Source organism: Millionella massiliensis (assembly GCF_900104655.1).
Lineage (GTDB): Bacteria > Bacteroidota > Bacteroidia > Bacteroidales > Rikenellaceae > Rikenella > Rikenella massiliensis.
On sequence record NZ_FNWD01000002.1, the window covers coordinates 393,129 to 419,743 of the forward strand.

Annotated in this window: 29 protein-coding genes and 1 tRNA gene; 9 read left to right on the top strand and 21 right to left on the bottom strand. The window is 54.3% G+C overall.

Going from position 1 to position 26,615, the window contains the following annotated elements:
• Position 1 precedes the first annotated feature (1 nt).
• The 7 genes from BQ5379_RS01625 to BQ5379_RS01655 all read left to right on the top strand — a co-directional run bounded on the left by BQ5379_RS01625 (position 2) and on the right by BQ5379_RS01655 (position 8,402).
• Positions 2 to 2,920 carry a golvesin C-terminal-like domain-containing protein gene (locus BQ5379_RS01625; RefSeq protein ID WP_083377521.1) on the top strand — a complete coding sequence of 973 codons (2,919 nt, stop codon included), beginning with the start codon at positions 2 to 4 and terminating at the stop codon, positions 2,918 to 2,920.
• Positions 2,921 to 3,106: 186 nt separating this feature from the next.
• Complete coding sequence (locus tag BQ5379_RS01630; protein WP_083377522.1) at positions 3,107 to 3,694, top strand: hypothetical protein; 588 nt, start codon at positions 3,107 to 3,109, stop codon at positions 3,692 to 3,694.
• 12 nt (positions 3,695 to 3,706) lie between these two features.
• Positions 3,707 to 5,152, top strand: coding sequence for a TrkH family potassium uptake protein (locus BQ5379_RS01635; RefSeq protein WP_205408185.1), 1,446 nt, complete (start codon positions 3,707 to 3,709; stop codon positions 5,150 to 5,152).
• A 35-nt stretch (positions 5,153 to 5,187) separates the two neighbouring features.
• Positions 5,188 to 6,759 carry a hypothetical protein gene (locus BQ5379_RS01640; RefSeq protein WP_071133824.1) on the top strand — a complete coding sequence of 524 codons (1,572 nt, stop codon included), beginning with the start codon at positions 5,188 to 5,190 and terminating at the stop codon, positions 6,757 to 6,759.
• On the top strand, positions 6,756 to 7,229 hold the full coding sequence (locus BQ5379_RS01645; protein WP_235846016.1) for an NfeD family protein: 474 nt from the start codon (positions 6,756 to 6,758) through the stop codon (positions 7,227 to 7,229). Before BQ5379_RS01640 ends, BQ5379_RS01645 begins: the two co-directional genes overlap by 4 nt.
• Before the next feature lie 33 nt (positions 7,230 to 7,262).
• Positions 7,263 to 8,237, top strand: coding sequence for a flotillin-like protein FloA (floA, locus tag BQ5379_RS01650; RefSeq protein WP_071133825.1), 975 nt, complete (start codon positions 7,263 to 7,265; stop codon positions 8,235 to 8,237).
• A 76-nt stretch (positions 8,238 to 8,313) separates the two neighbouring features.
• Positions 8,314 to 8,402: transfer RNA gene (locus tag BQ5379_RS01655), tRNA-Ser, on the top strand.
• 109 nt (positions 8,403 to 8,511) lie between these two features.
• Here BQ5379_RS01655 and BQ5379_RS01660 read toward each other — a convergent pair.
• The 21 genes from BQ5379_RS01660 to BQ5379_RS01755 form a co-directional block, all read right to left on the bottom strand.
• Positions 8,512 to 9,135 (bottom strand): DUF6808 domain-containing protein, encoded by a 624-nt coding sequence (locus BQ5379_RS01660; protein ID WP_071133826.1) that lies wholly within the window; start codon positions 9,133 to 9,135, stop codon positions 8,512 to 8,514.
• Positions 9,132 to 9,548 (bottom strand): D-Ala-D-Ala carboxypeptidase family metallohydrolase, encoded by a 417-nt coding sequence (locus BQ5379_RS01665; protein ID WP_071133827.1) that lies wholly within the window; start codon positions 9,546 to 9,548, stop codon positions 9,132 to 9,134. The genes BQ5379_RS01660 and BQ5379_RS01665 overlap by 4 nt, the downstream gene beginning before the upstream one ends.
• A 24-nt stretch (positions 9,549 to 9,572) precedes the next feature.
• A complete protein-coding gene (locus BQ5379_RS01670; protein WP_071133828.1) occupies positions 9,573 to 10,187 on the bottom strand; it encodes an RNA-binding protein in 615 nt (204 codons plus the stop codon).
• A 20-nt stretch (positions 10,188 to 10,207) separates the two neighbouring features.
• Entirely contained in the window at positions 10,208 to 10,666 is a 459-nt protein-coding gene (locus BQ5379_RS01675) for a BAR domain-containing protein (protein ID WP_071133829.1), read from the bottom strand.
• A 5-nt stretch (positions 10,667 to 10,671) separates the two neighbouring features.
• Positions 10,672 to 10,869: a hypothetical protein gene (locus tag BQ5379_RS01680; RefSeq protein WP_071133830.1), complete on the bottom strand. Its 198-nt coding sequence runs from the start codon at positions 10,867 to 10,869 to the stop codon at positions 10,672 to 10,674.
• A 21-nt stretch (positions 10,870 to 10,890) separates the two neighbouring features.
• Positions 10,891 to 11,025, bottom strand: a complete 135-nt coding sequence (locus BQ5379_RS11365) for a hypothetical protein (protein WP_262493650.1) — start codon at positions 11,023 to 11,025, stop codon at positions 10,891 to 10,893.
• A gap of 19 nt (positions 11,026 to 11,044) precedes the next feature.
• The gene (locus BQ5379_RS01685; protein ID WP_071133831.1) at positions 11,045 to 11,365 is read right to left on the bottom strand and encodes a hypothetical protein; all 321 of its coding nucleotides are present in this window, start codon (positions 11,363 to 11,365) and stop codon (positions 11,045 to 11,047) included.
• Positions 11,366 to 11,368: 3 nt separating this feature from the next.
• Positions 11,369 to 12,892, bottom strand: a complete 1,524-nt coding sequence (locus tag BQ5379_RS01690; RefSeq protein ID WP_071133832.1) for a hypothetical protein — start codon at positions 12,890 to 12,892, stop codon at positions 11,369 to 11,371.
• Between the two features lie 3 nt (positions 12,893 to 12,895).
• On the bottom strand, positions 12,896 to 15,637 hold the full coding sequence (locus BQ5379_RS01695) for a hypothetical protein (protein WP_071133833.1): 2,742 nt from the start codon (positions 15,635 to 15,637) through the stop codon (positions 12,896 to 12,898).
• Positions 15,637 to 16,041: a hypothetical protein gene (locus BQ5379_RS01700; RefSeq protein WP_071133834.1), complete on the bottom strand. Its 405-nt coding sequence runs from the start codon at positions 16,039 to 16,041 to the stop codon at positions 15,637 to 15,639. Before BQ5379_RS01700 ends, BQ5379_RS01695 begins: the two co-directional genes overlap by 1 nt.
• A 5-nt stretch (positions 16,042 to 16,046) precedes the next feature.
• Positions 16,047 to 20,339 (bottom strand): tape measure protein, encoded by a 4,293-nt coding sequence (locus tag BQ5379_RS01705; protein ID WP_071133835.1) that lies wholly within the window; start codon positions 20,337 to 20,339, stop codon positions 16,047 to 16,049.
• A gap of 44 nt (positions 20,340 to 20,383) precedes the next feature.
• Positions 20,384 to 20,572 carry a hypothetical protein gene (locus BQ5379_RS01710; protein WP_071133836.1) on the bottom strand — a complete coding sequence of 63 codons (189 nt, stop codon included), beginning with the start codon at positions 20,570 to 20,572 and terminating at the stop codon, positions 20,384 to 20,386.
• Positions 20,569 to 21,087 (bottom strand): hypothetical protein, encoded by a 519-nt coding sequence (locus tag BQ5379_RS01715; protein ID WP_071133837.1) that lies wholly within the window; start codon positions 21,085 to 21,087, stop codon positions 20,569 to 20,571. Before BQ5379_RS01715 ends, BQ5379_RS01710 begins: the two co-directional genes overlap by 4 nt.
• Positions 21,088 to 21,172: 85 nt before the next feature.
• A complete protein-coding gene (locus tag BQ5379_RS01720; RefSeq protein WP_071133838.1) occupies positions 21,173 to 21,691 on the bottom strand; it encodes a hypothetical protein in 519 nt (172 codons plus the stop codon).
• A 4-nt stretch (positions 21,692 to 21,695) separates the two neighbouring features.
• Positions 21,696 to 22,100, bottom strand: coding sequence for a hypothetical protein (locus tag BQ5379_RS01725; protein WP_143039362.1), 405 nt, complete (start codon positions 22,098 to 22,100; stop codon positions 21,696 to 21,698).
• Positions 22,097 to 22,543 (bottom strand): HK97 gp10 family phage protein, encoded by a 447-nt coding sequence (locus BQ5379_RS01730; RefSeq protein WP_071133840.1) that lies wholly within the window; start codon positions 22,541 to 22,543, stop codon positions 22,097 to 22,099. Before BQ5379_RS01730 ends, BQ5379_RS01725 begins: the two co-directional genes overlap by 4 nt.
• The gene (locus BQ5379_RS01735) at positions 22,534 to 22,911 is read right to left on the bottom strand and encodes a hypothetical protein (protein ID WP_071133841.1); all 378 of its coding nucleotides are present in this window, start codon (positions 22,909 to 22,911) and stop codon (positions 22,534 to 22,536) included. Before BQ5379_RS01735 ends, BQ5379_RS01730 begins: the two co-directional genes overlap by 10 nt.
• A complete protein-coding gene (locus BQ5379_RS01740; RefSeq protein ID WP_071133842.1) occupies positions 22,908 to 23,222 on the bottom strand; it encodes a DUF6706 family protein in 315 nt (104 codons plus the stop codon). Before BQ5379_RS01740 ends, BQ5379_RS01735 begins: the two co-directional genes overlap by 4 nt.
• A 3-nt stretch (positions 23,223 to 23,225) precedes the next feature.
• A complete protein-coding gene (locus BQ5379_RS01745) occupies positions 23,226 to 24,326 on the bottom strand; it encodes a hypothetical protein (protein WP_071133843.1) in 1,101 nt (366 codons plus the stop codon).
• A 15-nt stretch (positions 24,327 to 24,341) separates the two neighbouring features.
• Positions 24,342 to 24,941: a hypothetical protein gene (locus tag BQ5379_RS01750; RefSeq protein ID WP_071133844.1), complete on the bottom strand. Its 600-nt coding sequence runs from the start codon at positions 24,939 to 24,941 to the stop codon at positions 24,342 to 24,344.
• Positions 24,941 to 25,615, bottom strand: coding sequence for a hypothetical protein (locus BQ5379_RS01755; RefSeq protein ID WP_071133845.1), 675 nt, complete (start codon positions 25,613 to 25,615; stop codon positions 24,941 to 24,943). The genes BQ5379_RS01750 and BQ5379_RS01755 overlap by 1 nt, the downstream gene beginning before the upstream one ends.
• 308 nt (positions 25,616 to 25,923) lie before the next feature.
• Here BQ5379_RS01755 and BQ5379_RS01760 point away from each other — a divergent pair, with 308 nt between their 5' ends.
• Both BQ5379_RS01760 and BQ5379_RS01765 read left to right on the top strand, forming a co-directional pair.
• Positions 25,924 to 26,217 (top strand): type II toxin-antitoxin system HigB family toxin, encoded by a 294-nt coding sequence (locus BQ5379_RS01760; protein WP_071133846.1) that lies wholly within the window; start codon positions 25,924 to 25,926, stop codon positions 26,215 to 26,217.
• An 11-nt stretch (positions 26,218 to 26,228) separates the two neighbouring features.
• Positions 26,229 to 26,597, top strand: coding sequence for a helix-turn-helix domain-containing protein (locus BQ5379_RS01765; protein ID WP_071133847.1), 369 nt, complete (start codon positions 26,229 to 26,231; stop codon positions 26,595 to 26,597).
• The last annotated feature ends 18 nt before the right edge of the window (positions 26,598 to 26,615 follow it).

Genomic DNA, 26,615 nt, shown 5'->3' on the forward strand with positions numbered 1-26,615 from the left:
CATGAGACGACTTTTTCTTATTTTATTTACTTTCTGTTTTTCAGCATCATTTGCATCGGCATCCGAAGCGGCAGTTTCGGCATCGAGCACCAAATCCGAACAGTTCTCCATTCTGAAGAAACTGGGCAAACGTCCTGACTTTTTCAAACCGTGGCGCAGCGAATCGCTGCGAAGCGTCGTACTGGAAAAGGTGCTGTTGAGCTCCGACCGCAAGACGGTGCGCCTCTACTGCAATGTCGGCCTGGCGCAAATCTCCATCCGCCAGGAGTTGCTCGACCAGTGGGCCGACTCCGTACGTGCCCGGTTGGGCGAAAAGTATGCCGATTGCAACGTGCGTTTCTACGCCTACAATATCCCGGCCGAGCGTTTCATTCCGAACTACTACCGTTCGTCGGCCGATCGCGACCCCAAACGTACCGGTACACCGGCCAACACCCGACCGTTGGTGCGGCGTACCGACCGATCGCTGTACGGCCGCGGACTGGGCGGTCGCCACATCGCGCTTTGGGGCGGCCACGGCAAATACTACCACGAAGAGGAGGACTCCGCCTGGAAATGGCAGCGTCCGGCCCTGTTCTGTACGATCGAAGACCTGAATACACAAGAGTTCACAAGTCGGTATCTGGCTCCGATGCTCGAAAATGCCGGTGCCGTGGTGGTCATGGCACGCGAACGCGACCCGCAGCCGATCGAAATCATCGCAGATAACGACCGATCGTCGGCCGGAGCAGGCATCGAGCACTCGGGCAGTTGGATCAAGCGCCCCGAGGGTTTTGCCCCGCAGGACACCCTGCACACGCAAAATCCTTTTCGGCAAGGAACTGTTCTTGAAGCTAAAACAGGTCCCGGTCTGAATCCGAAGATCACCTATCTGCCCGGCGTGCAGACACCCGCTGAGTACGGCGTATATGTCAGCTGGAAAGCGCAGCCTACCAACCTGACACAGGTGAAATACACCGTTTATCATGCGGGTGGGACGGCCGAATTTGAGATCAACCAGCGTATCGGAGGCGGCATGTGGGTCTGGCTGGGGACCTTCCCACTCAACGGTGATTCAAAGATCATACTGAGCGCTCCGGACAACGCCCCCGAAGGAACCATAACGGCCGATGCCGTCAAAATCGGCGGCGGCATGGGTCATGTGGAGCGAGCCGGGCTGTTAAGCGGCGTGTCGCGCTATCAGGAGGCCGCCCGCTACTGGATGCAGTACTGCGGCGTTCCGGACTCGATCTATGCACAGGAGACCATCTCGCCCGACAACAAGGAGCACCGGATGCTCGACTATACCGACAACTTCAAGGGTAACGGCGACTGGTGCAACTATATCCGCCGACAGAAACAAATCCCGCTCGACCTGGCGCTGGGGCTTCACAGCGACGCCGGCATCTGCGACTCGATCGTCGGCACACTGAGCATCCACTACACCAACCGCTGCCGATCGACCTACACCAACGGCAAGAGCAAACTGGCCGGTCGTGATCTGGCCGATCTGGTTCAGACCCAAATTGTTCATGACATCCGCGCCAAGTACGACTCCACATGGACACGCCGTTCGATGTACGACAAAAGTTACGCCGAAATCTCGCGTCCCGACATGCCGGCCATTCTGGTCGAGATGTTTTCGCACCAGAATGCCAACGACATGGCCATCGCCCTCGACCCGGCCTTCCGATTCGACATGGCCCGGGCCATATACAAAGGAGTGCTGCGTTTCCTGGCCGACCGCTACGGCGTGAACTACACCGTCCAGCCGCTGCCCGTACAGTCGTTGCGTGCCGAACTGACCGGAGGCGACTCCGTACTGCTGAGGTGGGAGGCTGCCGTCGATCCGCTCGAACCCACGGCCACCCCGACCCGCTACCGCATATCACGCCGCGCGGGACGCACCGGGGCTTTTGACAACGGGACCGAAACACGCTTCACCGAAATCAAACTTCCCGTTCCCCGCGACGGCCGGATTTACAGCTACCGCGTGACGGCCATCAACGAAGGGGGCGAGAGCTTCCCGAGCGAAATCGTCTGCGCCGGGCTGGCCACAGAAGAGCGGGGCAGGGCACTGGTTGTCAACGGTTTCACGCGAGTAAGCCCGCCGGCGCTGAAGAGAAACGAGACGGGCAGGGTTGTCGGATTCGACACCGATGCCGACCCGGGCGTTCCCTACCGACAGGATCGCGCACTGGTCGGCCCGCAAACCGACTTCGAGCCACTCTCGGCCTTCGTGGACAACGACACGCCCGGCTGGGGAGCCTCCGCAACGACATGGGTCGGGCAGGGGAGAGTCGGAAACTCGTTCGACTACATCGCACAACACGGCGAAGCCCTGCTGCAGGCCGGATTCTCGGTTGCCAGCGCTTCGCGCGAGACCTTCGAACAGATGCCGATCCGCCCGTCGCAGTACCAGGTTGTCGACCTGTTCGTCGGAGCGCAACGCAACTATCCAAACCGGTACCACATTTTCAGCCAGCAGATATTTGACCAGTTCAATCGGTTAAGCCAGGCAAAAATTCCGGTCATCGTTTCCGGCAGTTACCTCGGCTGTGATCCGGATGTCCCGGCTGAAATGAAACAGTTGCTCGGCTACGCTGGGGGCGAGACCCTGCCGAACCCATTCGGCGAGAGTGACAGCTGCTACCGAACGCCAACCATCGACCGTCTGCAACCGACCGGCGAGGCAAACCTCGTGCAATCCGACCTGCTGTCGGTTTCGGGCGTACGCAGCGGTGAGTTCCGAACCTTCGGCTTCCCGCTGGAGATGCTCGGGCAGGATGCACTGCGCAAACTCTTCCTGCAACTGTTCCCGCTTCCAGTCGCCGAGCCGAAGCCCGCAACACAGCCGAAAGTTCTGCCGGAAACGCCCAAAACCGTTCAGACACCCACCGAGAACCGTCCCCGAGCCCGACATATCCGGAAAAAACGCTAAATTTACACCCGCTTAGCCTCCAACCAATCCATGGGAATCAAGAATAAAATCCGGCTGGGATTCATTACAATTGGGATCCTGCTTTTTCTGTCCGGAATTATATCATCGCTTGAGTTAACCCGTTTCAACCGAGCGACACACAACCTGTTATCGAAAAGCCAGGGCAGTATCGAAATATCCAAGCAGATGCTTGATGCCGTACAGGAACAAAACACAGCCCTGCTGCTTTGGATCACCGACAGCGCCCACCATCCGCTCTATGATTCGCTCATCGTAAAGGGCAATCAGGATTTCGACCGTGCCTTCCAAACCGCACAGGCCTCGACGCTCAACGAACCGGAACAACTCGCAACCATCGATCGGGCCTTCAAAGATTACGTACAGGTGGTATCGCAAGTCACCGACAGCACACAGCTCAGCTGGTTTACTGACGTATACAAAACATCGTACTACAACCTAACCCACACTATCAAGGAGTTTATGGTCCAGATCCAGCAGCGGACCATAAACTATACGGCTCAACTCGAACGAAATGCCTACCGGGCCTCGATGGTCGGGATCATCGCCCTCGGAGCAGGCATCCTGCTGATTATGGTGTTCTACTTCATGCTGAACAACTACTTTGTCGGCCCGATCCTCCAGATCACCAAATCGCTCAAAGGATACGTCAATAGCCGCATCCCATTCGAAGTGTCGGTCCGCACCCGCGACGAAATCAATACCCTAAAAGAGTATATCGCAACCCTGGTGGCGGCCAATAAGAAATCAAGGTAACGCGAAACAAGCATGAACCTCGGACTGGTCATACGATACGTCGGATTCGTGATGCTGCTCAACGCAGCATTCATGCTGATCTCGGCCATTATCTCGCTGTTCAACGGTTTCGACACCGGTTTTTACCCCCTTCTGCTCAGTTTTCTGATCACCGCCATCGTCGGAGCCTTCCCGCTGATTTTCGTACCCAACGACACCAACCTCTCCAACAAAGAGAGTTACGTGATCGTGATCATGGCCTGGGTGATGTCCTGCCTGCTCGGGATGCTTCCCTACCTGATTTGGGGCGGCGAATTCAACTTCACCAACGCCTGGTTCGAAAGTACGTCGGGATTCACCACCACCGGGTCGACCATCCTGAATGATGTCGAGGCGCTGCCCAAAGGGCTCCTGTTCTGGCGAGCCGCCACACACTGGATCGGCGGGGTAGGGGTCGTACTCTTCGCCATCGTGATCCTACCCTCGATGGGCCGCATGAAAATGAGCCTCACCAGCGCCGAGATGTCCATGATGGCCAAGGACAACTTCCGGTACACCACCAAGAAAATACTTCAAATCATCATTGTCGTTTACGTAGGCCTGACCCTCTGCGAGACCATCGTCCTGATGGTCGTCGGCATGGACTGGTTCGACGCGCTGACCAACTCGTTTTCTACCGTCGCAACCGGTGGATTCAGCACCAAGAACCTCAGCATCATGTACTACGACAGTGTAGTTATCGAGATGGTCATCACCTTTTTCATGATTATCTCCGGGTTCCACATGGGGCTTGTGTATGCTACGCTGCGCGGCAAACGTAACAACCTGTTTCGCTCCGAGGTAACCCGATTCTACCTGCTGTCACTGGCCGTCAGCACCATTCTCGTTTCGGGGAGCCTGCTGATGAACCACAACTATACGAGCTTCGGCGAAGCACTTCGCTACGGGCTGTTTCAAGTGGTATCATACACTACGACCACCGGTTTCGCCTCCACCGACAATGCCTTCTGGCCACCGCTGGCCATGATCGTTCTGATCTATTGCACCATCCAGTGTGCCATGGCCGGATCGTCGGCCGGGGGTGTAAAAGCCGACCGAGTACTGCTCGTCTTCAAGGCCATCAAAGCCCGCGTACTCAAGCTACAGCATCCCAATGCCATCATCCGGATTAAACAAAACGGCGTCACACAGGACGATGGAGTCGTCAATGCCGCCATCCTGCTGGTGATGATCTACATGCTGAGCGCCCTGGTCGGCACCATTCTGATGACCGCCATGAACATCGACCTGCTGACCAGCTTCACGGCCACAATCGCCAGCCTGAGCAACGTGGGGCCTGGTTTCGGTCAAGTCAGCAACCTGGCTAACTTCGGAGGTCTACCCGACGCCGCCAAATGGCTGCTGTCCATACTGATGCTCTTCGGGCGCCTCGAATTCTTCGGATTCATTCACATTTTCATGCTTCGCAGTTGGAAATAAAATAGAGACTGATTATCTTCGTTAGTAAGAAAGCCATGCGAAAATTACCACGATACATACTTCCCCTGACCCTGTTCAGCGTTGCCACACTCTCGGCCCATGCCCAGAAAGCCCGGATCGCCGGTCTGGAACAGGATCAGAACTACATGCAACTGCTCGAGCAGCAGGAACAACTCAAAAACCGGGAAGACTCCACCGTCACACTGATAAACAATAGCCGAAAACAGTTCGAAAGCAGTTCGGACCGCGATAAACTCGGGCAAGAGATCGTACGCCTGGAGGGCGAATTGTTCGAAATACGCAGCCAGATCGGCAAAATCACAGCCCAAGTGGCTGCCATCGAACAGGAATACATCGTCAACCACATGGACGATCCGGCCGCGACCTCCACGCAGGGAACCGCAACTGCCGGAGGAGCCCGCACCCTTTTTGCCAACTCCTTTTTTGTTGACAACCTGACCAAAGAAGACCGCGCTCTGTTTGCCAAAGTTCCCCGCGTCGAACCGCAGGTCAAACAGCTCAACGAACAGATCGCCGGTCTCTACGAGCAACTGACCCTCGCGAAAGGTCAATACGACGCCGCGAACGATCAGGAAAGCATCGACAGCCTGTTTGCCCGTGCGGGCGAGCTGAAAGATCAGATCGAACAGGTCGACGCCCAAATGGAACGCCTCTGGCTGGAGATATACGACCACAAACTCGACGCATACCTCGTTTTGCTCGACAAAATCGGGACCGTCGATCGTCTGCAACTCGAGCGGCTCGACCAGGAGAGCCGTGCTGTGCGCCGCGCCGAAGGGCTTGCCGGCAAACAGCTCGCCCCGCTGATCGCCACCTACCCGCTGCAAAAACAGTTGACCCTCGACTACGAAGCGACCATGGCGCAGGCCCTCGGCCTCAAAGCCGCCGAAGATTCGCTCAAAACCGAGCTCGGCAAATTCTCGGCCGAGTCTGCAGCGCAGGAGATGACCTACGCCGATATTATCTTCGCTCCGCGGAATCTGGTTGTATACAGCGCCATCACCAAAACCGCCGACACCACCCAGCGCAACTACACCACCGTAGAGAACGTGCCCGTGCTGCACATTCCCAAGAAAGGCCTGTACTACACCGTGCAGATCGCTCTCTACACCAATCCCCCCAAAAGCATCGAAGCCTTTAAGGGGATGACCCCCGTGATGTACCAAAAGACGGCCAACGGTCAAACACGCTATACGGCAGGTGGTTTTGCAACCTATGCCGAAGCTCAGGAAGCGGCCACACAAATGGTACGCGCCGGATTCCGCGCCTCCGTAGTAGCTTTCTCGAACGGCGAAAACATTGCGGCAACCAAGGCCAAGGCTCTCGAAGCAGCCGCTCGCGAAGCCGCCGAAGAGGCTGCAACAAACGGCTTTACCGTCGAAATTACCCCGGCCGAGTTGCGTCTTTCGACCGCCATTCGCGAAGCTATCGCCGAGAAAGCCCCGGGTAAAACCATCATTCGCCGCTCATCCGGAGCCGAAGTCATTTATTCCGTCGGCAACTTCGCCACCCAGGCCGAAGCCGACCAACTGGCCGAAGCACTGCGTAGCCAGCCCAACGTCAAAATTAAAGTCTCAGCCCTATGATGCTCTGGATCTCACTGCTGATTCTGTTGGGACTGATCCTGTTCGTTGTCGAGCTGGTTCTGCTCCCGGGAATTACCATTGCCGCCATCGGAGCTTTTGCCAGCCTGGTGGGAGCCGTGGCATGGGCCTTCGTCGATGGAGGCGCCACGATGGGATTCATCGTTCTTGGAATCGTCGCTTTCCTATTGATCGTACTGACCATCCTCTGTCTCCGCCCCCGAACCTGGAACCGTTTTGCCCTCAAAACGAATATTGAATCTCAAGTACAACCCGATAAAATCGAGCGGCAGGTAGAAGTCGGTGCACAAGGCATCACCCTTACCCGACTGGCCCCGATGGGAAAAGTCCAGATCGAAGGCCAGATCTACGAAGCCAAATCACTCGACAGCTATATCGATCCCCGACAGAAGGTGGTCGTCATCGGATACGACAACGCCAACATTATCGTCCGGATCACCGATCCGGCCTAACCCCGCTAACCTCTTAACCTTCTCCCTATGCCTATGGAATTTTCGACCACTGCTATCATTATTTCGGTAGCCGCGTTGATCCTGCTTTGGATCATTCTCTACTTTATTCCCATCGGCCTTTGGTTTTCGGCCATGGTGTCCGGAGTTCGCATGAGTCTCCTGCAACTCGTTCTAATGCGCTGGCGCAAAGTACCGCCGGGAACCATCGTATCCGCCATGATCGAAGGGACGAAAGCAGGCCTGCACCTGAACCCCAATGAGCTCGAAGCACACTATCTGGCCGGCGGTCACGTGGCCAACGTAGTACATGCACTGGTATCGGCTCAAAAGGCCAATATTACGCTCGATTTCAAAATGGCTACAGCGATTGACTTGGCTGGTCGCGACGTATTCGAAGCCGTACAGATGTCCGTCAACCCGAAAGTCATCAATACTCCGCCCGTAACGGCTGTTGCCAAAGACGGCATCCAATTGATTGCCAAAGCGCGTGTCACTGTACGCGCAAACATCAAACAGTTGGTCGGCGGTGCCGGTGAAGAGACCGTGCTGGCCCGTGTAGGGGAAGGGATTGTCTCCTCGATCGGTTCTTCGGACTCACACAAAACCGTACTCGAAAATCCGGACTTCATTTCGCGTGTCGTACTGGAAAAAGGATTGGACGCCGGTACAGCGTTCGAAATTCTCTCGATCGATATCGCCGACATCGACATCGGACGGAACATCGGCGCCGTACTGCAGATGGACCAGGCCAACGCCGATAAAAATATCGCACAGGCTCGTGCCGAAGAGCGGCGTGCCATGGCTGTTGCTTTGGAACAGGAGATGAAAGCAAAGGCTCAGGAAGCCCGTGCCAAAGTTATCGAGGCTGAGGCTGAGATTCCGATGGCGATTGCAGAAGCATTCCGTAGCGGGAATCTCGGAATTATGGACTACTACAAGATCCGTAACATTCAGGCCGACACGACGATGCGCGAGAGTATCGGTAAACCTGGCGAATCGAGCCACTAATAATTTTGCATAAAAAGCGAAAAATGATTTGGAATTAACGGTTGAAAGCCGTACATTTGTACCGCTTTCAGCGCCCGGAGAGATGGGTGAGTGGCTGAAACCAGCAGTTTGCTAAACTGCCGTACGGAGTAATCTGTACCGGGGGTTCGAATCCCCCTCTCTCCGCAATAAATACTGAAACTTAACTACTTACAAAAAGTAGGGACTAAAAAAGGGACTATTCAGTCCCTTTTTTTTATTTGCATGACCATATACCCGCCAGGCTGTTTCTCATTTAAAACCTCCACAAGCTGTACTGCACGCCGATTCCGATATACGGGCCGGGCTTTCCTGCTCCAAAGTTATAGCCATACCCGGCCTGCACCCCGATGCCCCAGCGTTTTTTATCCGTTACCTTTCGTTCGACAGTGTTGGTGATGGTCTTGTAGATCGTTCGAGGATAAATCTCAAACTCGTCAATTTCAACGTTAAATCCGCTTACCTTTAGAGAATAGAGGCTATCACGGAAACTGTACTGGTAAATAGGGATTGGCACTTTCAAAAGCATAGAGCCACTATCCTCTGACGCGCTTACAGACTCTGTGCCTTCTTTTACCGGTAGCATCACCGTGTCCGTGCCGGTTTTTACCGGTTCGGATTGCACTTTAGAACCGCTTCCCCACGGTTGAATTGAAGTTACCTTGCCATTATTCACGGCCACCGATATGGTGTCAGTCCTTTTTTGCTGCACATCCACCGCAGTAGGTCGCTTTATTTTCAGTGTATCGATAAGGGTAACGGTCGAAGTATCTGTCGATGTCACTTCGATCACCTCTGTCCGGGAGCGCGAGCAGCCCCGGCCTAAGAAAAAGCCCGCCACGATGGCGAGCCCTGGAATTATCAAACTCTGCGCATTCATCCCTTCTTGTGCAAAACTTGATTGCGGTTCCCCGTTGCTTTGAAGGAGATATGCAGCCAGCTGTAACTGGTTTCGTCGATCAACTGGTCGAAAGCAATCTTTCCAGCCTTCTGGAGCTCGACAATCTTATCGAACAGCCGCTTGTTGTCTTCCACTGAGCCGACGGTAATATCCGCCGCCTCACCTTTCATGTGCTGAGAGTTCGATACGCCCCCCACCTTCTTATTAAGTTCTGGGGAGCGGTACCCGCTGGTCACCATGATTGGGCCGCCCCAGGCTGCCCGGATCGGGTCGAGCAACTGTTCAATCAACCGTTGCATACGCAGCCGGGCGTCAGCGTTCGGCGTGTTGTCAATTTTCTTTCGCTCCGCGATATCTGAGGCGCAGAGCTCCTCGATGGTAAAGTATTTCATGCGTGTGATGGATTCAAAAGGGTTCTACTTGTATTCGGGCAGGATGTACTGGATATTCACCGCAGCCTCGTGCAGCACGGCGTGCGTCACCTCCTGCGTGACGTTCATCGGGTGGGTAAACTCGCAGAAGATACTGCCCACCCAGTCGTGTTTGTTGTCGCTGAGCCGTTTGATCGCCACCTGAACGCAACCGCATGATGAAAGTAGCGCCTTGGCGTACTTGTCACTCACCTGTTCGTCGATATTGGTGATGTACATGAACAGGTTTTTACTCAGGTCGGCACTGAATCTGGCGACCTCCGACATCTTGAGGTCGTGGATCATCTCCTTCATGCCTTCAACCCCCTTACGCTTCACCTCGTAATAGATCGAGAGCATGCACTCGTCGCCCAGCGGATGTGGCTGTACGATATAGACCCGGTCGGCTTTCAGCTGGTAGAGGACGTTCCACAGTTCGCCGAATACGGTTGCCGAGCTGTCGTTCCGCCGTCGGTTTCTGGCCTCCTCGTCCTGCTTGAACTTCTCGATCTTGAGGTCGGTCAGCTTGTCTTTCGACTTCTGGTTGTACTTGAAATAGAGGCCGAGTACGCCCGTAATGATGGTTCCGATTGCACTGATGATGACTGCGATGTATTCCATGCTTTTAGGATTGTGTGATTCTATCCGTTCGCACCGACTTGGGCCGGTCCTTTCTGGCGAGACGGGCATGTCCCGCCGGCGACTACCTGTTTCTCAACCAGCACTCGGCGGAGGAAAGCAGCCTGAGCGCCGGTGAGGGTATTGGCTGCGGTCAACTGCCGGAACTCTTCGCGCGTCAGCGGCTCGACGCTCATCGTCACCTCTTTGTCGTTCAGTACCCGGACCGGATCGGCCATTGCTTTTTCCCATGCGGATCGTTGCTCTGACGTCGCTTCCTCCCACGATGCGGTTCCTTCCGGTTTCGTCTGATCCCGGATGATACCGAACTTCTTCATGGCTTGCTCATACGCTTCCTGCACCTCGCAGGTCAGATCGATCAGTTTGTCGGCGGTACCGGGGCCAATAGACCCCGGTACGCAGATTTTCAGTTGGCTCAGAATGGGCAACAATGCGGCCGCCTCTTGGTTGGTCATCTTCATGGCGTTTAGATTGAAAGTCCGTTCTTCTTGTAGTTGTAGACCTTCATTCCCCAGCGGACGGCGAGAAAGGTCACCGAAGCAAGCGCCACGATCAGGATTCCGATGGCAAAGTCACGGGATGCGATGGTGTCCTGGTAGTGGCCGATTACCTCCACTACGTCCTTCGTGGCCAGTGCCACGGTGTCAATGATCTGTTCTTTCATGGTTGTTTGGTTTTGAGGTGGTTAATTTTTCTTTTGCAACGAAACGATCGTTCCTTCGACAATCAGGTTGCCTTCGACGATCAGATCGCCTTTGATGCGGGTGACTTTCTGCTTTCTCCGGAAAAGGCGATTGAGCAGGTTACGTACTGTGTTCATCTCGACTCGCTTTGTCGGGTTACTCCTGGCTGAACTTGGCTTTGATGGCCTCCACGAATGCGCGGATGGCTGCAATCGACGCATCGGCGACTTCGAGATCGATCGAACTGGTCAGAATCGACCGGCCGTCACGGGTCATGTAGAACCCTACCTGCTGCCCCGGTATGCCGTCGGTCTGCTCCGTCTCGTTGATTACTCGGGCGTTGTTGATCCCGGCCAAAGCTCCAGCCTCGACCGTTACGTCCCCGCTGACCAGATAGGTCACGTCGTCAATGGAGACTTGCATCTCGTAGGCCTCCACGCTGGACTTCTGTCCCTTGTTGATGAGTTGTGTTTCCATGTGTTATTGTGATAATTGGGTTATTTTTAGTGTATTATATCCGCCGGAATGGGCTATGTGTATGTATGCTACTCTGTCGGTGCCGGTGCGGTTCACCTCCATACAGTTTACGGACACATACGCAGGTCCGGTCATATAACCGCTGGTGGGGTTGATCGGCAGCTCTTCGCTCATGTTGATCTGACCGTCGGTGTTGCCGACCTTGAACAACTTGGCAATCCAGCTGACCGAATTGCCTCCCGTGACCGGGGGCTGTTCTGTCGTGGTAATTGCCCGGACATACCACTGTCCATCCGAAGGACAGTCGAAGAAGACATATCCGATAGCGGTGCTAATGGTCATTTCTTTCGGGTTGAAGGTGATCTCCATCGGACGAGCTGCCTGTACAATCTTGAAAGTCGTCTTGTCGTCAGCAGGAGCGAGGCTGGCCGAAGGATAGGTAGCGCGGTAGGCCGTCAGGGTCACACTGCGCGACCGCATGTTCGGGTTCTCGACCGTCTGAATCGTTGCCAAAAATGCTTTGTCTACGCCGGTTGGAGAATAGACCGCATCCCAGTTCATCGCGGCACTGTTGACCAGCGACCCATCCCCTCCAGTGATGGCCAGTTTCACGGGAAAAGCCGCGTAACCGCCGACGCCAAGACTCCCCGTCGTCCACGCTGCGTTGAAACTCTCTTCGGTCATCATCACATTACCGGTTCTTCGCGTGAGTGTCATCGGTACCGGATTTAGCCATATATCGCCCGTGCCGGGGTCTCGCCCCGCATACACGCCGATCATCTTGCCGCTGCCCTTCAGGCTTTGGATAGCGTCGAACGACAGACCGCCGATGTCCTTTGTGGGCAACCACAGGAAGAAGACGGCATCGCCGCCCTTCAGCTTGTCGACCATCTCGGCTGTCAGCGAGGCCATGATCTTATAACCTCCACCGCCGAGTTTGGAATAGGCGGTTATCCCGTCGAGCTGGATTTCCCCGGCCACGAACATGTAGCTGGTCATCTTGTCGGCTGAACGCAGCAGAACGCACCAGTACCACTCGGACAGATACGCCCCATGCTGCTTTATTTGATTGGGCTGCAAGTTGCCGGCATTCGCGGGTCGGGTGAACTCGAGGGTCAGAATGGGCCCGTAGGTTCCATTACCTGAGTTCCGGATAGACCACTCGAAAACTATGGTCCCCACCTTGCCGGAGGTCACGAACGCCCGAGCCAGCCTGTAGTGTCCGGCACTGTCCCGACCTCTGTACGGTGAACTTTCGCCGCCCGTCGGTCGCCGGTAGCTCCACGAAGGCGGGGTGCTGCTCATCGTACCCGTCCACAGAGGAATTTCCAACGACATATCGCCATCGACACCGGTCGGATCCGAGACGTCAATACCAGGCTGATCGATGGGCTTGCGGCGGGAAAACATGTTCGCGGCGCCGCTCTTGTACATGGTACCGAGGTCTGCCGTCCGTGCTACTCCGTATGTGTCGGCCATGTCTGAGAAGCCGAGATTGGTGCTGGGTAAGGTGTCTTGTACTGCCATGATTTACGATTTCAGTTGAGTGATGGAACCGGTCGTGTAGACTGAGCCGTCAATCTTGAGTGCGTTGTTGGTGGAGTCCCACGTGATGATGTGGCCGCCTATTACGATCGAGTTGCAATAGAGGGTTGAAAGACCAACAAGGCCATCCCCTGCTTTGTGAGGCTCCGGATTTATCGATGAGGCGAGGATTGGCGAAACAGTTTGTCCTCCACCAGTATAGGCTGACGTACGTAAAGTGACAGTGAGAGCCTGAGACGTGTAGAAATAATATTTACCCCCGCCCCGAACATAGATAACCTCATTGTTTGTGTTAGTCATCTGATCCACCTTACCGATGGGATTTTTATTAGCCCATTTGTATGTCGAATCCAGTACAACTCTATTTTTGGCAATAGCGCCCCAGCCGTCTCCACTGACCTCTTCGATAAACCGGCATGAAAATCCGTTGGCATGGGTACTCCACGAGGGTTTAGTTTTCGAGTCTAAATCAACCATGACGCTAATGCGGACTCGATTCCGGTATGCCACGTAAATGGTCACCGGATAGTAATAATCTTCGCTGAGAGCCGACGCGTCGATTATGGTCAGGAAATGCCCCCAAAACTCGCTTGCTTGTCGTCCATCCAACAGGTCGGCATCCAAACCGGAATTGGCTCCGTCGTTACCGGAGTGCCAAATAGTTTTCCAGTCAGTCCATGATGCACTTTCGCCGTTTCTAACCCGGTATTTGAGCATGTCGCTATAGCCGGCGTAATCGGTGTAGCCCACTGTTAGCTGTGCGATATACCCTGAGTGACCGAATGAAATGTAAGGACCGACAGTCGAAGAACCTTCGGAAAGTCGTTGAAACCCCGTGCCTACTTCGGTCGTATTTAAGCTGGAATCCCAACCTTTCCCAAGAATGGCTCCAGCCAACAGGCTTGAGTTCGCCTTAGCGTCCAAGGCGCTTTGCAGCCCCGCAATCGCGGCAATCGGGTGCTGGTCGGGATAGTCGAGATGTTCCAGTTGGTCATGGTACATCGTTCCGCTGCCGCTTCCGCCTCCTTCGCCTCCGGTGTAGATCCCGAACTGGGCGATCCACTGGTCGGTCGATACCGGATAGGAGGTACGGATAATCCATTTCGAAGAATCACTCTTGTCGGCCGTGGTATCCTGCGATTTGTCGATATACCACATGTTGCCGAGCTTGGCCAGCCCTTCGGCCATGATCTGCGTTGCCCGGTTCAGTTGGTTCTGAATGGTCTTGGCAGCATTGTTATACGCCTGGATGATCTCGATCTGACTGGATGCATTGACGGTCTCGGTCTCGATGGTCTCGAGCTTGCCTTTCGGGGTGTTCTCGCCAACGCTGATCTCCATTTTCGAAGGAGCGTACAGCGGAAATTCGACTGAGAGGACACGTGTGTCGAGCGTGCCAAATACGTAATTCAGCGTTACTTTCTGTCCGACAGTCAAAGCGATCGATTCCTTGGCAAACGCTACGGGATTTGAGGCGAAACTGTATGTGTAGGTATCCGCAAGGATCGTCTCGTTTACATAGGTTTCGAGAGCCTCTGCCAACCGGTTCTCGGCCGAGGTTACGTACTCGTCCGGCATCTGGATGTTGAACAGAATGACCGTATCGCCATCCTGCGGCATCAGTGTTTCGTTGGGCAGCTTGACTGCGCCGTTCTCTCGGTCCGTGACAATCTCGTACTCCTTCGAGGTGGAGTGGTAGGCTAGTTCGAATTCCCGCCCCTGCAGGTGACCGGAAAGGAAGTGAACCTTCAAAGTCTGCCCTTCGATAATCAGCTCGTCCGAGAAGTCGATCCCCTCGATCTTGAAGTAGTAGACCGGGCAGGTGTCATAGATTGGTGTTCCGTCCTCGTTCGTGCCGACTATGGTGTCCGTATCCAGCCGCAGATCCATCCGCACCGAAGAAATGGGGAAGTCGGACGACGGGTAGATGTCGTCGAAGATGACCGTTTTTTCGATAATCTCTTCGGCGGAGAGCCCCGCTTTGATGTCCCGGTACCCATTGGGATACCGGTCGACGGGTAGTGTAAGCCGTTTTTCGACCAGCGCGTTGGTGGTACCGCCGCTCTGATAATCCTGCGTGATGTTGCGGGTCGAGCCGTAGGCATAGATACGGGTGGCATATTCGCTCTCTCCGGAGGAGGTCGGGGCGCCGATATTGACACCTTGCGTCAACACCACGGCTTCTCCGTGCTCGCACCGGGAGAGGTGAATGACGCTCCCCTCGACCCACCATTCCGTCTCGAACGCCTCGGCAATCATCGATAGGGCTTCGAGCACCGTTTTGTTGTCAAAGGTCAGGTCTTTTGTAGCGGTGAGCGACGAATCGTAGGCGAAGGTATAGGTCTGCCCGATGGCCCGGCTGATGTTGCGGGTGATCTGCTGCAGGAACAGGTCGGGCGTAGCGGTCATTGACCAGTTGGCCTCCGGTTTTCCGGTGAACTCGTTGACGAAGAAACAGGAGATATTTCGCCAGCGCATCCACTCGGCTTCGAAACGGATGGAGTACTTGTAACCGCCGTCGATCAGTTCCGGGTAGACAAGAGTCGTGACCACGTACTTTCGCCCCTCGTGTTCGAGATAGCAGCCGATCGGGAAATCGACCTGCGAGACCTCGTTGAATACCAGCTGCACGTACTCTTCCGTCATCAGCTCATGACGAAACAGTGCTTCGGTTGTCACCGGAGCGGAGTAGAGTGGTTCGCCATTTCTGTTTTTGACTTCGATCATTATTCGTTCGTTCTGTCGGCGGGATTCGGCTCCCGAAACTTCACGGCCAGTTTACAGGCGTGAAGCTGATAGTTGTTGAATTGGGTTGTGTTGGAGTATATCAGCCGGAAAGTCAGGTCCAGAGCCTCCACGTACAGGGTAATTTGCCCTTTGTACAGCTCTTGCAGGAAAGCGGTATAGCGCGCCGTGAATTCGGCTGTGCTGTTTCCCTGTAGGAGGAAGGAGAGCGTGACATCCCGCTCTGCCAAACGGGCATCAGTAACCAGAACCTGCGTCCCGTTTTGCGTCTTATCGTCATTCTCGATAAATGCTTTTAGGGAGGTCGGGGCCATCAGCGCCTCCAGATACCCGGCCAGCAGGGTTGCCCCAAACTGGTCAAGAGCTATTCCGTTAATCTTGTCCATGGGGTTTACAATTTGTCTTTCAGGATTCTTTTCATGCTGGCCATGCTGTCCGCCATGTCCGGCAAGACCTTACAATAACCGCGGATGTCGGCAACATTGCCATTGAGCTGTATCATGATGTCGCGAATATCCACCAGATGGTGACTCTGATCGCGGTGCATTGCGAGCATCTCTTCCATTGCACGAAGTATACTTGCAGTGTACTCTTGCATGGCGGCAAACCGTCCGCTGAGCTCGGTGCCGGTATCTTGCGACAGGGTTTCATAGCTACGGGATGAAGCTGTTTGCTGCTGGATCAGGGCATCTTTGTCGACCCCGGCAATGGAATATGCCTGATCACGTTTCTGCAGAGCTTCGTTGTAGATGCTCTCGTACTCCTGTTTCAAAGCCTCGCGTTCGGCTTCGGACAGAATACCGTTGGTCATGGCCTCGCTGAAGTTTTCGTACCACGCTTGCAGACGTCCATCCAGCTGAGACGTGATGACTCGGTTGATGGCACTCATCATCACCTCTTCAAAGTTTCCGGCCACGTCGTCGAACGTCGCGTCCATGTCGTTCAGGAAATCTTCGAGTTCACTGCGGGCATCGTCCAGCGTGAATCCCGTCAGGGCCTCACTGGTCGCCTCGCCGAGCTCCTCCATCTTGTCTTTGCAGTCGACGATGGTCTCCAGATATTTGCGCGTGTCCTCATCGAGCTGCGCCCACACTTCGGGCAGCTCTTTCTGGAAACGTTCGATTTCCGCCCCAGAGAGGTCGAACAACCCCTCCATCCGACCGGAACCGTACAACTCTGTCCAGTCGAAACCGGCCGCTTCGATCACATCCCGATAACCTCCCAGGCGTTCGGCTGTTTTGACGCCGTACGAATGGTTGTTTTTAGCTCGCGAAGCGAGGTAGGCTTTGCCCAGCCGTCGCGTGGCCTCCTCCTGCTTCTCAATCGCCCGGACGGCATCATCGCTGGCCAGTACTGCCTGCATACCGGTGTGCGATTCGATGACCTCTTTTTCGCGATCGATGATTTGGTCGAGTACATCGATATAGGCTTCGTAGGACTTGATGGTTTCTTCAGATAGCTCATGGTCTTTTGTAAAGAGAGAGGCTATCTTGGTCACCACTTGCAAGGCGGCGCTGATAATGGCCAAAATAACGGAAGCTGATTCGACGGTTTTTATGGCAGCACTTGCTGCTTGTGAAGTGCCTTTTACCGCAGTAATCGAGCCCGTAGCAACCATAACTATCCCATCAATGAGTTGAGTCATTGACGTGGCGATTTCTCCCCCGGTCTTAATTGCCTCTCCAGCCGTTCCCCCGATTGCTTCCCCAACCTCTCCAAACGTATCATAAACATCGTTTAGGACAGATTGTAAATCTTTCCACTCTTCCGTGCTTTTCTTGGCCGTCTTGCCGGAGTCACTGCCGGTTTTGAGGTTCTGTGCCTGGATCTTCAGGGCGGCCAGTTGGGCCTGGAGCCGGGCTTTGATGGCCGGATCGGCATTATCGCCCAAGGCATCCAGCGCTTCCTGTACCTGGGGAATCATCGCGAGGATTTTGTCCAGTCCCATGTTGACGATGTTGTCGACGATGGCTGTGAACTCTTCCTCCTTCAGCCCCATGTTCTCGGTCAGAGCTGTGATGTCATTATCCCGGATGGTTCGGAGCTGTTCGATTTCATCCTCTCCCGCTTTACTGCGCCCCTGGTTGCGAATCCGGGCAACGTCCTGCTGGAACTCCTCTTCGATGCGGAGCCGCTCGGTGGCGTATTTCTGCCATTTCTCCAACTGTTTTTGTGCGGTTTCCTCGGTCTCGGCACGATCGATCATCGCACTCTGTTTGTAGAAGTCCAATTCGCTGATATTACCGGCGTCGAGATCGTCGTTCAGCTTCTTGCGCATGGATTCGTAGGTTCGTTCCGTGGCTCGTTGTTTACGCTCCTCTTCGGACAGGAACACATCGCCGAGCTGCCGATAGGTCTCGGCCGCCTGTTCGGCGTACTCTTTTTCGACCCGTTCCCGGTCCTGAAGACGCTTTTGTTCGGCGGTAGCGATCAGGGTATCGTATTGTGCCAGCTCGTTTTCCGATGCTCCATTATGGGCACTCTCTTTTCGGTCTTTGTTGATCTGGGCGACCGATTGCTGGTATTCGAGATCAATTTCTGCCAGCCGTTTGTTCTTCCCTTCACGCATGATGGCGATACGACGGGATTGAAGGTCTAAGTCGACCCGCGCAAACTCGTCAGCTAATTTTTGCTGTTTTTTTATCACCTCTTGTCCTACTTTGTCGGAAACGTCACCACCTAAATCCGAATAGACCTTTCGGGCTTCTTTCTCCCTCTTCTTGGCTGCATCGTATTGTGCTTTCGTAAAAGCATCTTTATCCTGCTCGATCTTGCACAATTCCTGTTTTGCGTCCTTCCACTCCTTGGCAGCTTTGGCATAGACGTCGGAGAATTTTTCAGATCCACCGAAAGTCGCCTCGGTCTGCAGTTGGTTAACTTGTCGTTCTGCCTGATCTTTCTGGCCTGATAAATATTGATACCGATATTTAATATCTATCGGGATAAAAAGCGGATTCTCTGCTTTCGCCTTATCCAGTGCTTGCTTTGCTTCCTCGTAGGCTTTATTTATCTGGTCGAGATTGGATTTCGCTTCCAATAGTTTAATCTCCACAGGCTTTGCCTGCTCTTCTGCCTCTTTCTTTATTCGCTCATATTCGGCTAAATCCGCCTCTGCAAGTGCAAGGCTCTCTTTGGCCTTTTCCTGTGCCTGTATGTTGTAAAACAAATCACTACTCATCCCGGTATCGTCGGATGATTGCTGCTTAATCGCCTGATACCGTTCTTTGAGACGTACCAACTCTTCTTCCCATTTCCGGACATTGTCAACCAGCATTTGGTATCGTTCTGCTTCCGCCTGTGCGTTAATGGATTTGTCCGTCTCGCTGGGATCAACCTTCTTTAGCTCTTCCAAGCTGAAATTATCGGTCAGTGTCGGTGCAAGTTTCTTCAGCTCATCATAGGCACGCGCCTGGGCAATAGTCGACTGGGTGTCGTCCCGAATAATCGCCAACCGCTCGTTAATCTTGTTTTTGGTGTCGTCCAGCCGTTGGTTGAACTCGTCCATTGCCTCATTGTGTTTTCTTTGGGCGCGCTCAGCGGCTGTTTCTGCCGTCACCAACTTATACACTCCGTACACAAGTCCGGCAATAGCTGCCGTTACCATCGTTACGGGATTGGCCAGCAAGGCGGCTGTGTTTGCCTTAATGGCGAACGTCAGGGTTTTCCAACCCTTGGCAACCAGTGTAACGCGGGCAGCTTCCACGGCTTGCGCAGCAGTCAATTGACGCCCATACATCAGGGCGAGTTTCTTTTGCAACACCGCTTCTCTCAGAACAACCATATTGGCACGTTGGGCTGCCGACACCAGCATCAAGGCTGCTTTGTAAGAGCCGTAAACGGCTACCAACTTGATTAATAGACCGAGAACGATATCGTAGTTCTCCACCAGCGAGATCGTCCCCTGCAGTACAGATGCAATCATCCCCTGGCTGGATTTTCCGATGTTGTTGAACATCGTATCGATCGCATCACCGAGGTTCGAAATCAAGCCGGTAATGGTCTTCGACTGATTCTCCATCAGGTTGTAGAACTGGCCGCCTTCGTTGGTCATGCTCTCAATGACCTTTTTCACGTCCTCAAACCCAATCTTTCCGGCAGTGACCATCGCATTGATCTCTTCGGTGGTCACGCCGTACATTTTGGCCATCTCCTGCAACATCGGAATCCCCGAACTGGTAAATTGGAGCATGTCCCGTGCATACAGTCGTCCCTGTACGGCGGTGGTACCGTACAAGTAGGTAAGACGTTCGAGAGGTAATCCTAACCCGGCAGCCACGTTGCCCAACCGGGTGAGGGTGTCGGTTACATCCTCAGCTGCAAATCCGTAGGCAAGCAACTGACGGGCACCATCGGCCACCCCCTGCAGGTCGAAAGGCGTTTTGGCGGCCAGATCGACCATCTGCGCCATCAGCGCGTCGGCCTTCTCCTTGCTCTGCAAAAGCGTCGTAAACGCTACTTCGAGCTGCTGGAACTCACCGCGAGTACGGGCAATTTGCTGAACCAGGCTCCCCAACGAAAACCCTACGCCAACTTTAGCCAGTGTCGCGGAGAATCGCCGCATGGCCATGTCCATTCGGTCCGAGTCCGTGACGACGTTGGAGGTAACTTCTTTTGCTGTCTGCTGAATCTGTTTGAGTCGACGGAGTATCTCCTGATTATCGATTTCAGCGGTAAGGTCGATCATGGTTATTCCTTCCTGAGTGTTGGTTGTGTCGATACAACCGGGTACTATTTCCCGCTCGCCATCTGTATCAACATGTTCATGGCGTTCGGAGCATTCAAGTCAAGCTGTTGCGGCGCCCCTTCATGGTGTTTGTAATCCACCCGAATGGAGTCACGGATCATCAGCTGCAAGTTTGCCCAGGCGATACCCCACAGGACGTAATCCAACGTCCAGTGGTACCTGCTGACGATCATGTCAATTCGTCCCCAGAGGGTTTGCCCGCCATAGCAGCTATCCGATCTGCCGGGGTCATCGGGGAAATCTCGACCTGAAGCATTTTTACCAATCGGATAGCACGCGTAAAATCCTCGCAATAGGACTGCGAAACGATCCACGATAGCAGCTGTACCACCGTCGCAGGTTGCATGGTAGGGGAGTGCATCAGCAGTTCTGTTCTTGCTCGAAGGTTTTTGTCGATCTCCTGTTTGGTTCTGAGTGTGGCGATGGCGATGATTTCGGCCACTTCCTGCGGCTTCTCGGCGCAAATCCGCCACATTTCCTTGACGTCATTGTCCGAGCCCGATAGAGCCATATCCAGGGCAAGCAGACGCTTGCTGATCATCATCAGCCGGCCCAACTGCAACGGGTAGAGATACAAGGTCACCTCCTTCGAACCGTCGATACTTCTGATTTGGAACGATTCGTCCTTTTCCATCAGCGTATCGATGGCTCGTGCATGTACGGATGCTTGAGATCTGTTTGGTTTCATGATTCAGAATGGATGAAAGTGCATCCCGCCCCGGTCTCGCTCCGGGATACCAGCCTTTAGCTGACAGCGGGATTCTGGAAGGTGGTTATACTCCGACACCATCGGTGTATGCCGGAGTCGCAATCGGCCACCAGGCCACGCCCCCTTCAGCAGGAGACAAAACATCTGCCGACACCGCAATCTGGAGCGGATCCGACGTGTTCATGCCGCCCGACAGCGTTGCTGCGTACTTGAGACGGGCAAAAGCGATGGAAGCTCCCGACAGCGCATCGAAGACGAACGCCTTTTCGCCTTCGTACAATTTGCCCTGTTCGGGCTCGGTGGTACCGAAGTAGAACGCGAGTGTCTCGTCGTCGAAGTCGGCCACATTCCACGTCACCTCTTTCGATCCGGTCGTGGGATCACGCAGGGCGAAGAAAGGGTTTTCCTCACCCTCACGGTGGAACTTGTTACTGGTGGCGTTGGAAAAGTTGAAGGTCACGCCGCCCTGATAGGGCTGGGTGATCGGTTTGAGCGCCTTAATCAGCGCATCGGCGCCCTCGTCTTTTACTCCTTTGGGAAGCGGATCCCCGGCATGACAGGATTTCAGTCCTACAAGTTGCATGGTTTCAGTATTTTTTAAGTTTCAGTTTGATGTTCGAAAATGTGAAGGAGATCGCCTCCTCACTGATGAAAGTCTCGCCGCTCACGTCGAAAAACCACCGTTCGGCAACCGGATAATGCCCCAAAGATTCGAAGGCAATCTTCGTCAGTTCGGCCAGACGGGAGCGGTTGGGGAAACGTTGTTGTTCGCCGCCGATGGTGGGCGTCGTGTCCGGAACGTAAATGTTCACATTCATCGTGGCTACCTGTATCCCTTCGGTCACGTTCGTCAACGAGGTCACGACAAGAAATTCACCGGAGGGGCGATTCGGATAGTGATCCGCATACATCACCGGAACCGCTTCGCCCAATGGAGAGCGGCGCACATGGTCCCAAACCAAAGTGAATATTTCCGCAGAGGTCAGTTTCATCCTTGCTGTGATCTGAGGTATTGTCCGAACTCGGCTTTCAGCCTTTCGGCGGTGGCCTCCACCCAGTCCGCAGAGCCCTGCAGCACGTCGAATCCCTTTGCCTCGACATAGCGGGCGTAGCGCATACCCGCCACCCACACCAGGCAGGTTTTGTGAGGCGGAAGCCGAAGTGCGACTTCGATGGCGTATGCGCGGCTTTTGTTCTGCACCGGCCCCGGAGCGAATTCGCTTTTTACTACTCGTCCGCCCTGTACCACGACATAACCGATCGAATGGCGGAGATTGCCCGTCCGGTCGGTATAGTTGCCATGTTCGCGGGCGTATTTTACCACACGTTCCCCAAGCATGGAGAGCCACTCAACAGCCTTCCGGTCGTATTCTTCCTGGGCCTGCCGAAACGAGCGGTCTACCTGCTGCCAGTTGGTACGATCCTTTATAGCCATAGCTTTGTGTCTTCGTAACGTTGTCCGCTTTTGTAGAAGCCCTGCACGGGATAGGAGACCGTATCCATCTCAGTGGGGCCGGCTTCGGTACGCCGCGTGTGGTCGAAAATGTTAATCCCGTGGCGGTCGAAAATGCGTACTCGTGTCCCGATGGGAATCGGCCGCGTTGCTGCCGGCATCGTCACCTCGTATGCGTACAGAAAGACCTGGCCGTTTTGCCCTTTGATCTGCTTCGCCTGACCGTTTTGTCGGGCGTTGCATCGACCCACGTAGCGCCATTCGTGCACCCCCTCGGTCCAGGAACCGTCGGGATTGAGTGTGGCATCCTCTTCGTACCATATTTCGAGCGTATGGGGGTAGCGAATCATAGGAACTTTACTTTGGGGCGCGGGTTGAACTCTTCAGCGATATCGGCAAAGCCGTTCTCCTTTGCGAGAGCGTGAATGCGGCTTCGCAACTCAGCAACATTATAGCCGAGCGAGAATCCGCCGTTACTTTCGGAGGCCAGCACCACGAGCTGCTTCAGCACGTCGATGGTGGCTTTGGCGACGGATTTCTTTGCGGCGGCAGAATACTCATCATCCGGGCTTAACCCTGCATCCATGCAGGACACATGGATCAGCCCGTCATCCACGTTGTAGGGATAGAGCCTTGCCGATATGGCTTCGTAGTTCGTCATGGACTATCCCAGTTTAGTGAGGTCGGCGATGGCCATTCGGTTCGGGATTTCGATGTCTGGAATGGCCTCCATGCCATACTCCATGAAGCGACCCTCGGAGGTGCGATACGATGAGATGAACATTTTGCCATCCTCGGCCATCGTATAGGTTCGGCCCGGAACCGGGTCGCGCATTTCATAGGGTACTTTCCACTTCATGTATCCGAGTTTGTTGGCTCCGAGGGCCGGCAGGAACGACACATAGTCGTCGGGAACGGCATTTTTCGCCTCGGTGTCGGAGACCTGCACCCATTCGTCCTTGATACGGAATCGGAACGGGATGTCCACAGCCTCCAGCAGACGGTTGGCCATCGGTTCAGTGACGATGTTGCCGGTGGAGAACTCCATGTCGCCGAATTTCATGGTGTACTTCCCGATGAACTCCGACGATGATGCAATCCGTTTGTAGAAGGTCGCGCGGTTCACTTCGGCAATGGCGAACGAGCAGCCCATCGGACGCATTTTGTCCACGAACTCGGTCATCATCCACGAGAGAATATTCTCTTTATCGCCCGATGTCGCCTGTTTCTTGGTGATGGGCAGTTTGATGTCGGCCACCGAGACGCCGCGCTTGTTCTCCTTGCCGTTCACGCTGGCCTGTCCCTTGAAACGCAGGTCGCCCATAATCAGGTCCAGACGCTTCATCGGAGCCAGCAGGCACTGGCGAACATCGTCAGCCAGAAAGTTGATGATTTCGTCCAGTACGCCCGGCTGTGCGGCGCGCAAGCCGTTGTTATAGGTGTCGATGAGAATCTGCAACCGTTCCAGACGGGTGTTGTCCATCTGGTAGGCATCGCCGAAGCAAGCCACTTCACCGACGCCGCTTCCAAGCGCATGACGCTTGCGGATCGGTTTGTTGGCATACCGGTCAATGACGGTACCGGCAACGACGCCGGTCTGGTTGCCGATGTAGGTTTTGAACGTGCCGTCCGGATTCGCCCGATCGTAGTTCAGGTAATCTTTCCAGAACACCCGGTCCATATCGAGCATGTTCACGGTAGCCCGATCGATGATTGCGGACAGTACGCCTTTATTGTCCAGCAGTGATTCGATAGTCAGTACCATTTTCTTTCCTGTGTTTTAGATGAACATGAACCGATCTCCCAGCGCCTCTTTATCGGCTTCAGTAACGGGGATGTAGAGCTCGTCCTCGACAATGCCGAACACCCGGCCGATGCATGCCACGGTGCTGATGTCAGAGAGTTTGCGCACTCCGTAGGAGAGACAGTTGGGCGTGTACTTAGCGGCGGGATCCGAATCGCTCTTCGCCTCCACGAGAATCGCGCCGACCGTGAGTGCCGCCGTAAAATTCTCTGCGGCGGTAATTTCGTCGTAACCCTCCTTCGAAGTATCGACAGCGGCTACGGAGATGACGTTGGTACCGTCCGACAGATACATTCCCGCCTTGAGGAACGTACCGTTTACGAGGGGATTTTTGGCGACCTTCACGACTTTGACCGACGTGGCGGCCTCTTCGAGCACTTTCACGCGAAGACACACATGGGCCCTGCGCTCGGCTTTGTCGCGGTAAAGGGGAGCCAGCTCGGGAAGCCATCCGTCGACCGGAAGGTTGGTTTTGTCCAGATCCATGCCGCCGTCGTTGATGCGGTAGATGGTGGTTTCGTCGCAGACCTCCCGCATCACGGCGGGTGCAGTCTCGTACTTAATACCTGCAGGCATTACTTACTTTGGTTTTTTTGTTCGACAATTTGTTGGGTGCCCTTTTCGATCTCGGCAATCAGATTGTCCATGTCGGTTTTCTGTTTGCCCTCGGCAGACTGGGGCGGTTGTACCAGCTGAAATCCCTCATTGGCCAACTCCTGTTTGAACTCGCCGTAGTCCTTCACAGTTTTCTCCACGTAGGCGGCGATCTCTTCTTCGTCCTTGAAATCGCGGCCTTCGATGCGACCTCCGTAGTAGGATGCGGGGATTTTTGCTTCATCGAGCCTGGCGCGCAACGTCGCGGACAGGGCCTCTTTGCGTTTCTGCCCGCTGATCATGTCGCTGAACTCTTTGAGCAACTCGGATTTGAACTTTTCGGGATCGAAATCGGATTTTTGAACCGGCTCGGTTTTTTCCTGCGGTTCCGGCTCGGCGGCAGGTTGGGCGACAGGCTTCCCGTCTTTGAGGTTATGCCGTTTCTCGTAGTTGCGTACTGCGGTCTGTGAGGCATCCCCTGCACGGTAATCGCCGTAGCTTTGTAATACGTCCTGAAAGCCTATCCCCTCCACGATGGCAGGTAATTGAGCTTCGTCCGTAACGTTCTCGACACGCTTTGCTGCGATTCGTTCGAGAATTGCATTGTCAACCCCCGGAAATTTGGTTTTGAGCAATGCCAAGAGTTTTTCTTTCATGTCGTTCCGTTCGTATATAGTTTGAATGTATCTTCACATCCATCAAAAAAGGTCTGCCAGCCGGTAAGCCAACAGACCTTGCCCCTTGTGGGGTATGATGTCGTTCCGTCTGGGTCTGTCGCCTGCATCCATACAAGCACATACAAAGATTTTTCGACGCAACACAATATCCAAATTTAGGGTGCGGTGAAGGGGGAAAATTTTTCACTCCTCCTGCAAAATACGCCCAATGTTTCGTACAACAGAATTATATTTTATAAAACGAAATATTTACCTATCTTTGTAATGACATTTAGCCAGGGTATGAAATGAGGATATTTACCGAACAGGCCATTAAAGAGTACGCGGAACAGCATCCGGAATCGAAAGTTGCCCTGCAAGAGTGGGCGCAGAAAGTCAAACGAAGCGACTGGAGTTGTTTTGCCGACATAAAAAGGACATTCAACAGTGTCGATAACGTAGGAAATCAGCACTATGTATTCAACATCAAGGGCAATGACTTTCGACTGGTGGCCGTTGTGAAATTTACCATCCGGTTCGTTTATATCCGGTTTATCGGGACGCACAAAGAGTACGATAAAATTGATTGTCGAAACATTTAACCGCAGAGCAAATGACGAAAATTGAGACCCAGGCCCAATACGATTGGGCTGTCAGTCGGGTAGAGGAGTTGCTCCCACTCGTGAATGACAATACCCCCAAAGATGATCCCAACCTCATTGAACTGGAATTGTTGTCGAACCTCGTGGCCGATTACTCGGATGAGCATTTTGCCATCGGATCGCCGTCACTGGCGGACGTGATCAAACTGCGGATGTACGAAATGCACCTGACGCAACGCAGTCTTGCCACGCTATTGGGTATCAGCCCTTCCCGGGTCAGCGCGATCGTATCGGGCAAGGCGGATCCGACCTACAAAGTAGCCCAGGAGATCAGCCGGAAGTTGCATATCGACGCAAGCATCGTACTGGGTGTTTGCTGATCGCCGTTGCGCTGCGGT

What these genes read in the sequence shown, in the direction of transcription:
- BQ5379_RS01750 (WP_071133844.1), bottom strand. Translation starts at nt 24,941, where the DNA reads ATGCCTGCAGGTATTAAGTACGAGACTGCACCCGCCGTGATGCGGGAG.
- BQ5379_RS01710 (WP_071133836.1), bottom strand. Translation starts at nt 20,572, where the DNA reads ATGATCGTCAGCAGGTACCACTGGACGTTGGATTACGTCCTGTGGGGT.
- BQ5379_RS01635 (WP_205408185.1), top strand. Translation starts at nt 3,707, where the DNA reads ATGAACCTCGGACTGGTCATACGATACGTCGGATTCGTGATGCTGCTC.
- BQ5379_RS01705 (WP_071133835.1), bottom strand. Translation starts at nt 20,339, where the DNA reads ATGATCGACCTTACCGCTGAAATCGATAATCAGGAGATACTCCGTCGA.
- BQ5379_RS01660 (WP_071133826.1), bottom strand. Translation starts at nt 9,135, where the DNA reads ATGAATGCGCAGAGTTTGATAATTCCAGGGCTCGCCATCGTGGCGGGC.
- BQ5379_RS01720 (WP_071133838.1), bottom strand. Translation starts at nt 21,691, where the DNA reads ATGCAACTTGTAGGACTGAAATCCTGTCATGCCGGGGATCCGCTTCCC.
- BQ5379_RS01745 (WP_071133843.1), bottom strand. Translation starts at nt 24,326, where the DNA reads ATGGTACTGACTATCGAATCACTGCTGGACAATAAAGGCGTACTGTCC.
- BQ5379_RS01680 (WP_071133830.1), bottom strand. Translation starts at nt 10,869, where the DNA reads ATGAAAGAACAGATCATTGACACCGTGGCACTGGCCACGAAGGACGTA.
- BQ5379_RS01685 (WP_071133831.1), bottom strand. Translation starts at nt 11,365, where the DNA reads ATGGAAACACAACTCATCAACAAGGGACAGAAGTCCAGCGTGGAGGCC.
- BQ5379_RS01640 (WP_071133824.1), top strand. Translation starts at nt 5,188, where the DNA reads ATGCGAAAATTACCACGATACATACTTCCCCTGACCCTGTTCAGCGTT.
- BQ5379_RS01670 (WP_071133828.1), bottom strand. Translation starts at nt 10,187, where the DNA reads ATGGAATACATCGCAGTCATCATCAGTGCAATCGGAACCATCATTACG.
- BQ5379_RS01645 (WP_235846016.1), top strand. Translation starts at nt 6,756, where the DNA reads ATGATGCTCTGGATCTCACTGCTGATTCTGTTGGGACTGATCCTGTTC.
- BQ5379_RS01765 (WP_071133847.1), top strand. Translation starts at nt 26,229, where the DNA reads ATGACGAAAATTGAGACCCAGGCCCAATACGATTGGGCTGTCAGTCGG.
- BQ5379_RS01690 (WP_071133832.1), bottom strand. Translation starts at nt 12,892, where the DNA reads ATGGCAGTACAAGACACCTTACCCAGCACCAATCTCGGCTTCTCAGAC.
- BQ5379_RS01675 (WP_071133829.1), bottom strand. Translation starts at nt 10,666, where the DNA reads ATGAAGATGACCAACCAAGAGGCGGCCGCATTGTTGCCCATTCTGAGC.
- BQ5379_RS01695 (WP_071133833.1), bottom strand. Translation starts at nt 15,637, where the DNA reads ATGATCGAAGTCAAAAACAGAAATGGCGAACCACTCTACTCCGCTCCG.
- BQ5379_RS01730 (WP_071133840.1), bottom strand. Translation starts at nt 22,543, where the DNA reads ATGGCTATAAAGGATCGTACCAACTGGCAGCAGGTAGACCGCTCGTTT.
- BQ5379_RS01625 (WP_083377521.1), top strand. Translation starts at nt 2, where the DNA reads ATGAGACGACTTTTTCTTATTTTATTTACTTTCTGTTTTTCAGCATCA.
- floA (WP_071133825.1), top strand. Translation starts at nt 7,263, where the DNA reads ATGGAATTTTCGACCACTGCTATCATTATTTCGGTAGCCGCGTTGATC.
- BQ5379_RS01715 (WP_071133837.1), bottom strand. Translation starts at nt 21,087, where the DNA reads ATGAAACCAAACAGATCTCAAGCATCCGTACATGCACGAGCCATCGAT.
- BQ5379_RS01665 (WP_071133827.1), bottom strand. Translation starts at nt 9,548, where the DNA reads ATGAAATACTTTACCATCGAGGAGCTCTGCGCCTCAGATATCGCGGAG.
- BQ5379_RS01740 (WP_071133842.1), bottom strand. Translation starts at nt 23,222, where the DNA reads ATGACGAACTACGAAGCCATATCGGCAAGGCTCTATCCCTACAACGTG.
- BQ5379_RS11365 (WP_262493650.1), bottom strand. Translation starts at nt 11,025, where the DNA reads ATGAACACAGTACGTAACCTGCTCAATCGCCTTTTCCGGAGAAAGCAG.
- BQ5379_RS01760 (WP_071133846.1), top strand. Translation starts at nt 25,924, where the DNA reads ATGAGGATATTTACCGAACAGGCCATTAAAGAGTACGCGGAACAGCAT.
- BQ5379_RS01630 (WP_083377522.1), top strand. Translation starts at nt 3,107, where the DNA reads ATGCTTGATGCCGTACAGGAACAAAACACAGCCCTGCTGCTTTGGATC.
- BQ5379_RS01725 (WP_143039362.1), bottom strand. Translation starts at nt 22,100, where the DNA reads ATGAAACTGACCTCTGCGGAAATATTCACTTTGGTTTGGGACCATGTG.
- BQ5379_RS01735 (WP_071133841.1), bottom strand. Translation starts at nt 22,911, where the DNA reads ATGATTCGCTACCCCCATACGCTCGAAATATGGTACGAAGAGGATGCC.
- BQ5379_RS01755 (WP_071133845.1), bottom strand. Translation starts at nt 25,615, where the DNA reads ATGAAAGAAAAACTCTTGGCATTGCTCAAAACCAAATTTCCGGGGGTT.
- BQ5379_RS01700 (WP_071133834.1), bottom strand. Translation starts at nt 16,041, where the DNA reads ATGGACAAGATTAACGGAATAGCTCTTGACCAGTTTGGGGCAACCCTG.